A 12248-nucleotide genomic window follows, 5' to 3' on the forward strand; every position below is an offset into this window, starting at 1 on the left:
GACCAGGTAAGAAGAAAGGAAACCCGCAGGACTGTTACATCATGGGCGTTTCATCCTGTTGACCAGCCGTTGAGGCGCTAGTTGACTCGGAGGGGGTTCCTGCTTCCGATGCGACCGCCTGATCCGGGCTGGTGACATCGGCGGGAGCTTCACCGTTATCCTTCGACGGCATTCGAGGTGAAGCTGTCGAGCTCCCGGAAGCTGAGGCAGATCGGGTTGCTGTCGCGGAAGATCCTCCACGATGCCCTTCCCGAATACCTTCGGCACGCTGTTGTTGTCGTTGCTGTTCTTCGATGGCACATTGATCGTCGGCGTAGGCGATGATTTCATCGACCTGCTCCTCTGTCAACCCTCCCAGTTCGGCAAGCTGATCCGGCTCGATGACGGAAAGGTCATCGAAGGTGAAAAAGCCTTGAGAAACGAGAGTTTCAGCCAATTCGTCTGCCAGGTGAGGGACACCGGCAAACGCCTGAATCGAGCGATCGAGCTGATTGTCCAGTTCGTCGCGAGTCATGACTTCAATGTCCCAACCAACCAGCTTCGAGCCCAGACGAACGTTCTGACCACGCTTGCCGATGGCCAGCGACAGTTGATCGTCGCGGACAAGGACAATGACGCGTCCGAGCATCGGGCACAAAATGACGTCTTCGATCTCCGCTGGCTGCAGGGCGTTTGGAATCAGCACCTGCAGAGAGTCGTTCCAGCGAACGATATCAATCCGCTCGCCGTGAAGTTCGTCGATGATGTTTTTGATCCGTGCACCGCGCACACCAACACAGGCCCCGACTGCATCAATATTATTATCAATGCAGGAAACGGCGACCTTGGAACGGTGACCAGGCTCGCGAGCCAGAGAACGAACTTCAATGATCCGTTCTGAGACTTCGGGAATTTCGACCTCGAAGAGGCGTCGGACGAATTCTGGGTGGGCGCGAGAAAGAACCAGCTTCAGACGACTGCCTGACTTACGGACATCCAGAATCACCGCACGGATACGTTCGTTGACACGGTGAGATTCGCCGGGGATTTGTTCACTGCGTGGGAGCAGGCACTCGATTTTACCCAGATTGACAATGGCGACTCCGCCTTCGAAGCGGGTAATCGTGCCAGAAACGAGTTGTCCACGTTGATCGGTGTATTCGTCGTACAAGGCATCGCGTTCGGCTTCGCGAATCTTCTGAATCATGACCTGCTTGGCAGTCTGAGCAGCGATACGGCCCAGATCATCCGGCGACATGACTTCGCCGTTGTGAGTGACGTGAGGAAGTCCAGTCGTGCGATCAATATGAACGGTAATATCTTCTTCGTCGCCGTAATATTTGCGCAGCGCCGATAGAATCGCCTGTTCGACGCCACCAATGACAATTTCTTTGTCGATGGCTTTATCGCGGTGGATTGAGTCGACGATTCTCAGAATTTCGTTTGCGTTCATGCACGTCCTCAATTCATGACTCCGACCGAAAATGATGGGATCAACAGAATGTGATATGACTCACCCTTCTGTTGCTTCACCGGTCGCGCCTGAATCTGACTCCTCATTATTAACAAAAAAAGCGGGTTCAAGACCCACTTTGACAAGACGCCCGAAAGCGTCAATCAGTGCCACCCGCGTGATCCGCCGGACAGTTCGTCCGAGCTTCTGATCTGACGCCAAGGCCTGATCTACCAGCTAACTGCTTCTTACGAAACAGTAGCGGCTGATTCAGGCGGGAAGCCTAATCGATCCGTTCAACATTCACATCGTAAACACTCCGTGATGCCAACAGGAGAATCTCCTGGAAACAGGCGAACGAGCCATCTCTCATTTCTTGAGTCGCGGTTGGTAACTCAGCGAAAATAGAAATGCTCTTTCGGTATTTTCCTTATCCCTAAGGATAAATGCGTGGAAATTGACTGTCAAGGACTGGATCGTTAGATCATTGTGAATCTATCACCTTCGAGGGTCCTGACATGGGTTCGACCGGAAGATGGGTTGGACAATTGGGAAAATGCTCTAGTCTCAATGATTCTCACGCGTTAGATTTTCTTTTGTCAAAAGGATAAAGCAGCCCTGATCGAATTGCTCGGCTGCTTTGTTTTGCTTCATACACCAGAAGGAGCGTTTCGGTGTCCGATCGTTTTTCAAGTAAGAATGCCTGCCTGCTGTTAACCTGCCTGATTTTTGTCAGCAACCTCAACTCGACCACCTTCGCACAAGGTGAAAATCCTTACGCCAACATCGAGAAAGCCTATCAACAAGGTGATTTCGATCAGGTGATCAAACTGTCCGATGGCTATCTGGCCAAGGACCCCGCTCTCGAAACGCCCCTGTACTTTCGAGCCAGTGCAAAAATCGAGAAAGGGATCCGAGCCGCCGACGTCGAACTCGTCCGTGCCGGCATTGCCGATGCCCGCGGTGCCATCGAAAAGATGAAGACGCCACAGCCGAACTACTATTTGCCGTATCTGTATGGCATGAATCACCTTACCTTGTTGGAAAACTCTCCTGAACACGCGACGACGTCAGTGACTGTCATCGACTCTCTGTTCAAACAATTGACGCTGACTCCTGATCAGAAAGCAAACTTTCTGTTCCAACGCGGGCAGGCTCACCTGTACCTGGACAAGCTGCCAGACGCCGAGCAGGATTTCCGCAATGCCCTGACTCAAGTCCCGACTCACCTGGGAGCCATGATGTCGCTGGCAGATGCACTCGCTGCTCAGCAGAAGTACCAGGACGCCGACAATTTGTATTCCGACGCCATCCGCGCAACACCCAACAGCCCGTTGGGTTACAACAACCGCGGCATGTTCCGCCAGTCCATCGATCGCCACGACGAAGCCATCAAAGACTTCGAAAAAGCTGTCAGCCTCGACAAGAACTACTTCGTTGCCGTCACCAACGCCGGCTTCTCGAAGCTGGAACAAAGCAAGCTGGCAGACGCAGAAAAAGACTTCACTTCATCACTGAAGATCCAGGCTCAACAGCCCGGCGTCTATAGCCTGCGTGGCACGACTCGCCTGCGCATGGGCAAGTTTGACGACGCGATCAAAGACTACGAAGAAGTCATCAAGTACACCCCAGACAGCGGCGTCGCCAAAACCGACCTCGCGTTTGCTTACTACTTCAAGGCGGCCACCGATCGAAACAATGCCGCGCAGATTTATACGCAAGCTGCAGTTGTTTTCGACGAAGCCCTGAAACTCGAACCACAACTGACTCACCTGCTCCCTTGGCGATACGCTGCCAAGATCCTATCCAACAAAGCACAGCAGGCAGAAGCTGATATCGCAAGTGTCGTCGCTAAGCCAGAAGCCGATCGCAAATGGGTCGACTACCTGACTTTGTACCTCAGCGGCCGGGTCCCCGAAGACGTCCTGCTGGCTCAAGTCCAGAAGGAACAACAGGAATTCCGCCAGTCCCTGCTATGTGACGCCAACTACTTCATCGGCCTGCGCAAGAGCAACAAAGGCGACACCGCCGGTGCCCAGAAGGCCTTCAACAACGCCCTGGCAACTGGCGAAGTTCGACTCTCAAGCTATCGCGGGTCTGAACTGGCGCTGGGTAAGTAACGTCTTCCAATGCGAGAATCCGGCTCTGATTACCAGAGCCGGACATCTCCATACAAGTCAAATTTCTCATCGGCACTGATGATGGGATGATCGTTTACAATCGCCTGAGCGATCATCATGCGATCAAACGGATCGCGATGATAGGATGGTAACTGTCGCTGTTTTTCAGTTGCCGCGAGTGTCACAGGAAGTATTGATGCCGGTAGTATCTCCAACGCAAGACTTGCCCATGGATAATATTCCGTGGACAGTTTCAGCTTCTGCTGTCCGACTTTAATACTGATTTCCCAGAACGACACGATGCTGATCAGCAGCTGATTTCCAGAATCTTCAATGACACTTCTGGCATCAACAGTCAGCTTATCGGGTGACTCAATGGCCCAAATTAGCACATGAGTATCGAGCAGGCATCTCATTGCTCATACTCTTTCATCTCCTCCAGCGGAGCATCAAAGTCCGGTGCCATATAAAGGACAGATCCGCGCATCGTTCCAAGCTCACGCTTTGGCTTATCGCTTTGTAATGGCTCAAGCACCAACCGGGCGACGGGGACATCATCTTTCATAATCACGACAGCTTTTCGTCCGGAAAGCTGCTTAAGCATTTCAGGCAACAGAGCTGCGGCTTCGCTCACTGAGATTTTCTGCATCGCCATTTATCGACTCCTACTATTGCAAAAGTATCGCAGGCAACACCATTTCTCAGCAAGATCAAACCTTCACCTGCTGCATCGTGATGCAGTGAAACGCTCCCAGCCCCCACACCAGATCGACCGAGTGGATGCCGATGATTTCGCGGGTCGGGAAGTGTTCCTTGAGGATACCGAGCGCGATCTGATCCGCTGGGTCACCAAAAGTCGGGACCACGACTGCGTTGTTGCCGATGTAGAAATTCGCATAGCTCATCGGAAGACGCTGGTCGTCATAAAACTGCGGGTCCGGCATCGGGAATTTGACAACATCAAGTGGCCGCCCGTCGGGCAGACGGAATGACTTGAGCTGCTCATAGTTCTTGTTGAGCAGCCAGTAGGCTTCGTCGTCGGTGTCTTCGGTGTAGGCAGCCAGGACCGTCGTCTCGGAAACAAAACGCGCGAGCTGGTCGATATGGGCATCCGTATCATCACCCGGAATACTTCCATCGTCCGGTTCGCCCAGCCAGAGAACCTGGTCGATGCAGGCGTATTCCCGCAGCTTCTGTTCAATCTGCTCTTTGGTCATCTCCGGGTTGCGGTTCCGGTTCAATAGGCACTGCGAGGTCGTCAGCAGTGTCCCCTTTCCATTTGGCTCAATCGATCCCCCTTCGAGAATCATGCCCGGATCAAACCGCTTCATGCCATAAAGATCCGCGACATTCGCAGGCATCTTGTTGTCATCTTCGAAGGGAGGATACTTCCCACCCCAGGCATTGTAACCCCAATCGACAACAGCAGGCGCGAGCCCTTCACCCGCCAGAAACATCGGACCATGATCCCGCATCCACGCATCGTTGGTCTTGAACGGGTGAATGGTGACATTCTTAAGACCACCCACCATCGCGCTGGCCTGCTCAAACACCGACCCCGGACCAGCGGCAATATGCACCTCTTCACCATCCGCAAGAACGCGCGTCAGCTCAGCCCAGATCGGCGGAACAGGCTCAAACTTCCCCGGCCAGGAATTGAGATTATGCGGCCAAGAAAGCCACGTCGCAACGTGCGGCTCCCATTCGACAGGCAGGCGGTAACCAAGGGAACGGGGGGTTGCTAGTTTCATTTCTCATCCAAAAGGCTTTTTATAGCACCATTAATCGTTGTCTTGAATTTCTTGGAATTCTCGAACTGGCGCGGGTCAGATAACATTTTCAATGCAGCAAACTCTTGATCCAGTGGGCTGCGGACCACATCGTGAGACAGCCAAGGGTATTCACAGTTGTCCGCTCGCCCTTGTTCGTTCCCATGAGACGGATGGGACGTATAAATGTGATTGGAAATACTACTCACAAATTCATGGAAGCTTCTGTTGTAATAAATCCTCTGAACACCTGATCGCTTTTTGATAAGTTCAGGCAAAAGCTCGACATACTTATGGCTTTTTGTGAGCTCAGAAAGTTCATGATTGCTGCTGGCATCAGAAATCTTATGTGCCTTGCAAATCTTCTCGCAGGCCATGAAAAGAAGCAACATTCGATGGCAGTCACTAATTTCTTCGGAACGATTCGTTGTTAAGAAGTTCCAAGCCTGCCAATCAGCCATCGCTTGACGTGCGAACGCTCGCCGCAAATCTATTTGATGCGACAAACGGTACACTCAATTCGTCTCCTGCACTTCCAAGTTGAATTTGATCTCAGATCCTAGCTTCCAACCTTCGGGGAGTGACAATTGATCGGATTGCAGTTGATCAAACTCGACCGGAGTCAGGGAGATAATCTCTGACGGGTAAAAGATACCTGAAGACGGATGCGGACCAAAGTGAAGCGGAACGCAACCACTGGGCGGCGTCATGCTATCGACGTACAAAAGCCGGATCACGTTTCGATTCGAATCAGGAGCATTGAGTCGATACGCATGGCTGATCCCTTCAGAATATTGGTGATGAAGGTCCGCCAACCGCTGGATCTGCTCATCCATATCGTAAGTCTGATTCGAGTTATTTGTCATCAGTCAGATCCCTTCGTAAGTCATCACTGCAATCTACACGAGAATCCATCTCTCAGTCCAGATAACGCTTCATCAACCCCTCATACGCATCAATCCGTCGATCCCTCAAAAACGGCCAGTGTGTGCGGGCTTCATTCACAGTCTCGAAGCTGCCTTCGTAATGCAGGATCGCTTCGGAGTCGTGCGGTGCTTTCGCGACGACGTTGCCATACGGATCGCTGATGAACGACCCGCCCCAAAACTGAATGCCACCTTCCAGGCCGACACGGTTGGGTGCTACGACGTAAACGCCGTTGGCGATCGCGTGGCTGCGCATCATGGTCTGCCAGGCGTTGTACTGGGCCTCGCCCCACTTCTCTTTTTCAGATGGATGCCAGCCGATCGCGGTTGGATAGAAGAGCATCTTTGCGCCATGCAACGCCGTCAAACGGGCTGCTTCCGGGAACCATTGATCCCAGCAGACGCAGACGCCGATTTTACCAACGGCCGTTTCAAAGGCCTTGAATCCCGTATCGCCGGGCGTGAAGTAGAACTTCTCGTAATACAGCGGATCGTCGGGAATGTGCATCTTGCGATACATTCCCAGGTACTTGCCATCGGCGTCGATCACAACGGCCGTGTTGTGATAAAGACCCGCGTCACGCTTCTCAAACAGCGAACCAACGATCACGATCTTGTGTTCGCGAGCCACCGCCTGCAGACGCTCGGTCGTCGGACCCGGAATCGGCTCAGCCAGGTTGAACTGCTCATGATCTTCCGTCTGGCAGAAGTAAAGCGACGGGAACAACTCTTGCGTCGAGACAATCGTCGCCCCCTGCTTGGCGGCTTCGATGATCTTGTTGATCGTCTTGTCGACATTGGAACCGACATCCCCAGAACAAGAGTTCTGAATCGCGGCGACTTTGAAGGTTTTTTGAGGCATCAATTTGCTCTTCATAGGGTGCTGGTGAGGCTTTGCGAACCGCACCAAATGTGGGTGAGTGAAAAATGACGCTGGGCGTTTTTGCTCGGTAACGTTGGCTTAGAAAATTTGTAGACACAATTGGTGCGGTTCGAAGACTCACCAGCACCCTACGCCTTGAGATCACCCGGTTCTAAAACATGAATTTCCGGGAGGTTTCGATAGTTGTCATTGTAGTCGAGGCCGTAACCAACCACAAAGTGATCGTCGATGTGGAAGCCACAGTAATCGGGAACCAACGGAACTTTCGTGCGGGCTTGTTTCCACAACAGCACGGCTGTTTTGACGGGTTGCTGCAAGCGGGTTTCGAAGGCAGTTTTCAGCGTCTGAAGTGTCTGCCCGGTATCGAGGATGTCATCAACCAGAAGAACCGCCCGTCCCTCCAGATTCGGGAGGATCTCGAATTGAAGTTGCAGTTCACCCGGCGTCGTCACTGCCCCCTTGTAACTGCTCGCTTGGATGACTCCCAGCTGACAGGGAATCGTGACCCGTCTCATGAGGTCAGACAGGAAAATCAGACTGCCCGTGAGGACGGCGATCATCGTTAAAGGCTGGTGCGCGTAATCCCGATTGATCTCGGCTGCAATCGCATCGAGACGAGTATCAATCTCTGCTTGGGAAATAAGTCGTTTCAAGGGGCGATGAATTTCGTCTTGTGCAACTGGTACAGGACGAAAACTCGCCCGCACCGACTCCAGAATCTTGTCATGAGGAGTAATGATACGACGACGTGAGCAGGGGGCAACGGTCGCGGGAGCAAAATTTACCGGGAGATCATATTCCCGCCCCGGAAGGCATCGACTTCAAAAATCTTGCGATCCGGTGAGATTCTCAGACCACTGAATTGCTGCTTCGACCAGGGTGCCCCCGGTTTCTCGCGCTCCCAGAAACGCATGTAGTTCTCGCCCCGAGCCTTCATACTAAAGAGTCCTTTTTGACTATCGTATGTCAGCTGATCTGACTGAGCCTTGAAAAGATTATTGGTCAGTTCAACATTGCCTTCAGCCGTTACTTCGTAAGGACCATTCCATTCATCAGTTGTGAGACGCCCTGAAATCAGGCTGCTGTTCAGAGAACCGGCGTCGTCGGGGAGGTTGTAAGGATCGAGAGCCTCACGATTATCTTTGACTGGACCATACAGACAACGGACACGCTGATTAACTGTCCCCATTTTCTTGTTGATGTTGCCTTCAAACTTGCCGTCGAAGTCCAACTTGAGATAAGTCCATTGCTTGGAAGGATCGCGTCTCGGAGCCAATGATGCAGTTCCATTCCCCGGCTGTTGAGGCTGCTCTTCCTTTGGCGGGCTGAAACTCCAGGCGTTGATGCGCCCCCGGCCGTGGCCGATCAGGTCACCTGTGGTGTAGTTCAACCCGATTTCAGAAAGCTCACCATTGATGACACTGATTAGCTGGCTCTTCTCATATTGATGCAGGTCGATGGAGACATTTTCTTTACAAAAGACCTGATGCAGCTTAATTTTCTTGCCTTCGGGCAGTCGCTCGGAAAAATTGATCTTCTGGTCGAAATGGACCTGCAGTTCGCCACATTGCAGCAATCCATCGGCGAGGAAGGCTCGCACTTTTCCCTGGAAGCGTCCGACCTGACCATCGAAGACAAGTTGCTCGTAACAGTTGACCGTCATCATCTGCTCCTGAGGCAGTTCTTCCCCACTGAGGTTCATTTTGACTGGCATGCGAACAACAGCCTGTCCTTTGACGGTCGCGCGGTTCAGATCGCGTTCAAAAATGATCTCCGGGCCTTCCAGATGGACAGCATCGTGTTTGATAATCGCAGGTTGCCCATAAAGAGTAATCTTCTGCTCATTGGCACCGTCGTTAACAACATGCAAGCGGTCGCCACCGATGCTCCAGGCAGCTGATTCCAGGCTTTGATCCTGTTTAATAACAACATGGCCGATCCCGTACGCTTCAGACAGATCGACCAGCTCTTGCTGGGGAATCTGTGGACGTTGATCGCCGGTCGCATAAAGCAGCGGATTGACACGAACTTTGCCAACCAGATGCTGAGTCTCCACCGAAATTGGCTTACGAACAAGCGGTCCGCTCAGCTTGTCATCCTCTTTGGGAATCGCCCCCGGTTCCTGATAGCCGACGGGTTGAACCCGGTTTCTGGCTCGCGCCTGAGCTACCGAAACCGGTATGAAATTCTCCTCCACGAAATCGAGTTCCAGCAACTCCATTTCCCCTCCGACTTGTGCCGAGAGAAGCTTGACAGCCTTATCAGCCTGCAATCGTTTCAAGCGAATCTGAGAGACCGCTGCAGAAGGATTTCGATTCGTCTGACCGGCTGGTGAGGCCGGAGCAGGTTGACGATCAATCCAGAACCGAATCGTCTCAGCGATCAGCCCGGCCTGCTGAGCAGTATGCTGCAGTGATGCTCTGCCTGTCATTTCAATCCGATCCCATGGTCGTCCTATTTGACGATCAAACATCGTCGGATCGACTTCCAGATGCATCTGCTGCCCCCAACTGGCCTTCGCGACTTCGACATTCTTATCGAAGTGACGAATCCACCCTGCCCCGTCAGCCAGCGCCTCCGTCAGGTCATGCTTTTCATTCGTCCAAAGTTGAATCGAAGGACACAGCACTTCCGTACCATCCATCACGACTCGAACCAGCTGAGCCGATGTCAGCGACAAATGATGCTCAGCTGCGACATACTCGACTTCCTGCATCTCCGCTCGCATCTTTTGATGATCGCTGGTCAGGACAACATTGTTCCCCTCCGCAAAAAACCGCTTGAGCGGCATGGCTCGACGCTCTTTTTCTTCGGCTGTCAGTTTGCGAGTGGTGTCCTTGGGTGTTTCGCTCAGATCGAGGGCCATCCGGTCGCATGTCATCGTGTCAAATTCGCCAGGATAAGGCTGGCTGCGTAACTGAACCGTATCGGAGAGAATGGCACGCTTCTGGGCAAAGTCGTAAGACAGGCGACCAAGACATTTCACAATCGCATGAGGCTGCTTCTCATCGATATTGAGACTCAGCTCAACATCATTCATCAGGCTGACATCTTTGACACCTTTGAATGCCAGCTGCGGATTGGGATTGAATTCGTCTTTGGGTATCAGAGTCAATTCAATGTTCTTGGCTCGCCCAAAATGCTCTTCGTAACGGAATTCGACCGGAAAGTCGCTTCGAACGTGCTGAGCATTTTTCTCGAACTCAAAGGTCTCCCCGATCACTTCCAGATTGTCTGGCCCCTTGATGTGGACCTTTCCATTGAGAACCGCGCGAGAAAGAAGTTCCGGATTGAAGTTCGTCAAATCAACATTGCCATCGAACCGCAGGACGGCCTCATCAGCTTCGAGAGAGTAATACCGTTCGCCATCATCTGTCGTTTCGTTCTTGAAGATGACCGCAAACGGAGCGAACGACATCGAGCCGCTTTCCGACTGCTTCCACTGGCCGCAGAAGAAATACATGTTCTCGTGTCGAAATTTGATCTTCGCTGACTGAGCCCAGGGCGACTCAGGCAAATAACGGGTCGCCATCTCCGCATGCTCACGCGGGCCCTGTCGCACGGCTGGTTCAGCCATGAGAACTTCGGGCGAAACCGGATGATGCTGAGGCTGTACCAATGGCGTCACGATCTCGCTGTAAAGCTTATAGGCTAAGCTCAACGAGAGGGCGACAATCAGAGTCAGGGTCAGTCGTGGGAGCACGGGTCTCGTGATTCGTAAATCGGAATTCGACGGGAAGAAAAGTGACTTAAGGCGAGCGGGGGTGTCAACCCCCTGTCTTCTGCAGGTGCATTCTCAATGATCCGCCGACGGTAACAAGGCGATGATGTCAGTGATATCAACCATCCCGACAGGATGGCCGGCTTCGTCAATGACGGGCAGCTCGGAGAATTTTCGCTTCGTGAAAATGTGAACGATCTCTTCGAGAAGTGCTTCCGGACGGACTGTCGTCGGGTTCTTGGTCATGACTTCATGAATCGGACGATCGAGCTGATGCTCGCGGTGGCTTTCAAGAAGTCTCGCCAGATCGCTGTCTGTGAACAGGCCGGTGAGTTGACCATCTTCATCGACAAGGACGATCGCCCCCGTCCGTCGTCCCGGTGAATGATGCTGACTGAAGACTTCTCGCACTGTTTCAGACTGGGAAGCAACCCGAAGTGCATCCCCCTTTCGCATGACATCATTGACGGGCGTTAAACGCTTGCCGAGAGATCCCGCAGGATGAAACCGGGCGAATTGTTCTGCAGAAACTCCCTTGCGATTCGCTGTCACGATTCCCAGCGCATCGCCGAGAGCCAGCATGATGGTCGTCGTCGTCGTGGGAGCCAGGCCATGAAAGCCTGCCTCCTGATGTCGTCCGTACGGAATGACGATCTTGGCCGCTCGTCCCAGACAAGACTGTGCACTCGCGGTGATGGCGATGACAGGCACATTCATGCGTTCCAGAATCGGCAACATCCGACAAAGCTCTTCCGTCTCCCCGCTGTTGGAGAGCGCCAGCACGATGTCACTGGGCTGAATGATTCCCAGATCGCCGTGGACGGCTTCCGCAGGATGCAGGAACTGAGACGGCGTCGCCATCGAGGCAAACGTCGCGGCGATCTTCTGCCCGATCAGCCCCGCTTTGCCGATCCCCGTCACAATGACCCGCCCCTGACAGGCAACAATCAGATCCACTGCAGTACAAAACCGGTTATCGAGTTGCTCGGCGATCACCTTGATCGCGTCTGACTCGCGCTGCAGAATCTCCTTCGCCGAACGGAGTTGGGAGAACTCCTCGAAGGGAACGTAGTCACGAGAAGTGAGGGCACTCATAATGGAATCCGCAACGTCGATGACTGTTAGAAAACATGAATAACGGAAGCAGTCCCTCTTCCGCCTTCGAAGACTCAGGCACCTTCTCCCCGAGGGAGAAGGACGAACATCGCTTCCTGAGGGAGAAGGATCACAGAGAAGAACCACGATTGCAGGGGAGTTTTACCAGATTCGGACGATTCGACCTATGGCAGTTTTACAATCTCGGCGCGTTTGAAATGTTTGATAATGTCGACTTAACTGGCTACGGCAAAAGAGCTTAACGCAACCGTTTTCAGACAGGGTTCTCCCTCACGACAGAC

General features: G+C 52.9%; 11 protein-coding genes. 1 reads left to right on the forward strand and 10 read right to left on the reverse strand.

Annotated elements, in window-relative coordinates; genetic code table 11:
- Positions 1-34: 34 nt before the first annotated feature.
- Positions 35-1432 (reverse strand): transcription termination/antitermination protein NusA, encoded by a 1398-nt coding sequence (gene nusA / locus SH248x_RS12595; RefSeq protein WP_459554633.1) that lies wholly within the window; start codon positions 1430-1432, stop codon positions 35-37.
- 674 nt (positions 1433-2106) lie between these two features.
- Between nusA and SH248x_RS12600 the strand changes: the two genes are divergently transcribed.
- Complete coding sequence (locus SH248x_RS12600; protein WP_459554634.1) at positions 2107-3552, forward strand: tetratricopeptide repeat protein; 1446 nt, start codon at positions 2107-2109, stop codon at positions 3550-3552.
- A gap of 29 nt (positions 3553-3581) precedes the next feature.
- Here SH248x_RS12600 and SH248x_RS12605 read toward each other — a convergent pair whose 3' ends face one another.
- The 9 genes from SH248x_RS12605 to SH248x_RS12645 form a co-directional block, all read right to left on the reverse strand.
- A complete protein-coding gene (locus tag SH248x_RS12605; protein ID WP_459554635.1) occupies positions 3582-3968 on the reverse strand; it encodes a type II toxin-antitoxin system VapC family toxin in 387 nt (128 codons plus the stop codon).
- On the reverse strand, positions 3965-4207 hold the full coding sequence (locus SH248x_RS12610) for a type II toxin-antitoxin system Phd/YefM family antitoxin (protein WP_459554636.1): 243 nt from the start codon (positions 4205-4207) through the stop codon (positions 3965-3967). The genes SH248x_RS12605 and SH248x_RS12610 overlap by 4 nt, the downstream gene beginning before the upstream one ends.
- A 55-nt stretch (positions 4208-4262) precedes the next feature.
- Entirely contained in the window at positions 4263-5303 is a 1041-nt protein-coding gene (locus SH248x_RS12615; protein WP_459554637.1) for an agmatine deiminase family protein, read from the reverse strand.
- Entirely contained in the window at positions 5300-5836 is a 537-nt protein-coding gene (locus SH248x_RS12620; RefSeq protein ID WP_459554638.1) for a hypothetical protein, read from the reverse strand. The genes SH248x_RS12615 and SH248x_RS12620 overlap by 4 nt, the downstream gene beginning before the upstream one ends.
- Entirely contained in the window at positions 5837-6187 is a 351-nt protein-coding gene (locus tag SH248x_RS12625; RefSeq protein WP_459554639.1) for a hypothetical protein, read from the reverse strand.
- 52 nt (positions 6188-6239) lie between these two features.
- Positions 6240-7109: a carbon-nitrogen hydrolase gene (locus tag SH248x_RS12630; RefSeq protein ID WP_459554640.1), complete on the reverse strand. Its 870-nt coding sequence runs from the start codon at positions 7107-7109 to the stop codon at positions 6240-6242.
- A gap of 149 nt (positions 7110-7258) precedes the next feature.
- On the reverse strand, positions 7259-7783 hold the full coding sequence (gene hpt / locus SH248x_RS12635) for a phosphoribosyltransferase (RefSeq protein WP_459554641.1): 525 nt from the start codon (positions 7781-7783) through the stop codon (positions 7259-7261).
- 128 nt (positions 7784-7911) lie between these two features.
- Positions 7912-10833: a hypothetical protein gene (locus SH248x_RS12640; RefSeq protein ID WP_459554642.1), complete on the reverse strand. Its 2922-nt coding sequence runs from the start codon at positions 10831-10833 to the stop codon at positions 7912-7914.
- A 93-nt stretch (positions 10834-10926) separates the two neighbouring features.
- Positions 10927-11946, reverse strand: coding sequence for a KpsF/GutQ family sugar-phosphate isomerase (locus SH248x_RS12645; RefSeq protein WP_459554643.1), 1020 nt, complete (start codon positions 11944-11946; stop codon positions 10927-10929).
- Positions 11947-12248 lie beyond the last annotated feature (302 nt).

Origin of the sequence: Lacunimicrobium album (genome assembly GCF_052161635.1) — a bacterium.
In the GTDB taxonomy this organism is placed as follows: Bacteria; Planctomycetota; Planctomycetia; order Planctomycetales; family Planctomycetaceae; genus SXPC01.

Bases quoted from the DNA above. Each gene is read 5' to 3' on its own strand.
- nusA (WP_459554633.1), bottom strand. From the start codon at position 1,432: ATGAACGCAAACGAAATTCTGAGAATCGTCGACTCAATCCACCGCGAT.
- SH248x_RS12605 (WP_459554635.1), bottom strand. From the start codon at position 3,968: ATGAGATGCCTGCTCGATACTCATGTGCTAATTTGGGCCATTGAGTCA.
- SH248x_RS12610 (WP_459554636.1), bottom strand. From the start codon at position 4,207: ATGGCGATGCAGAAAATCTCAGTGAGCGAAGCCGCAGCTCTGTTGCCT.
- SH248x_RS12615 (WP_459554637.1), bottom strand. From the start codon at position 5,303: ATGAAACTAGCAACCCCCCGTTCCCTTGGTTACCGCCTGCCTGTCGAA.
- SH248x_RS12625 (WP_459554639.1), bottom strand. From the start codon at position 6,187: ATGACAAATAACTCGAATCAGACTTACGATATGGATGAGCAGATCCAG.
- SH248x_RS12630 (WP_459554640.1), bottom strand. From the start codon at position 7,109: ATGCCTCAAAAAACCTTCAAAGTCGCCGCGATTCAGAACTCTTGTTCT.
- SH248x_RS12645 (WP_459554643.1), bottom strand. From the start codon at position 11,946: ATGAGTGCCCTCACTTCTCGTGACTACGTTCCCTTCGAGGAGTTCTCC.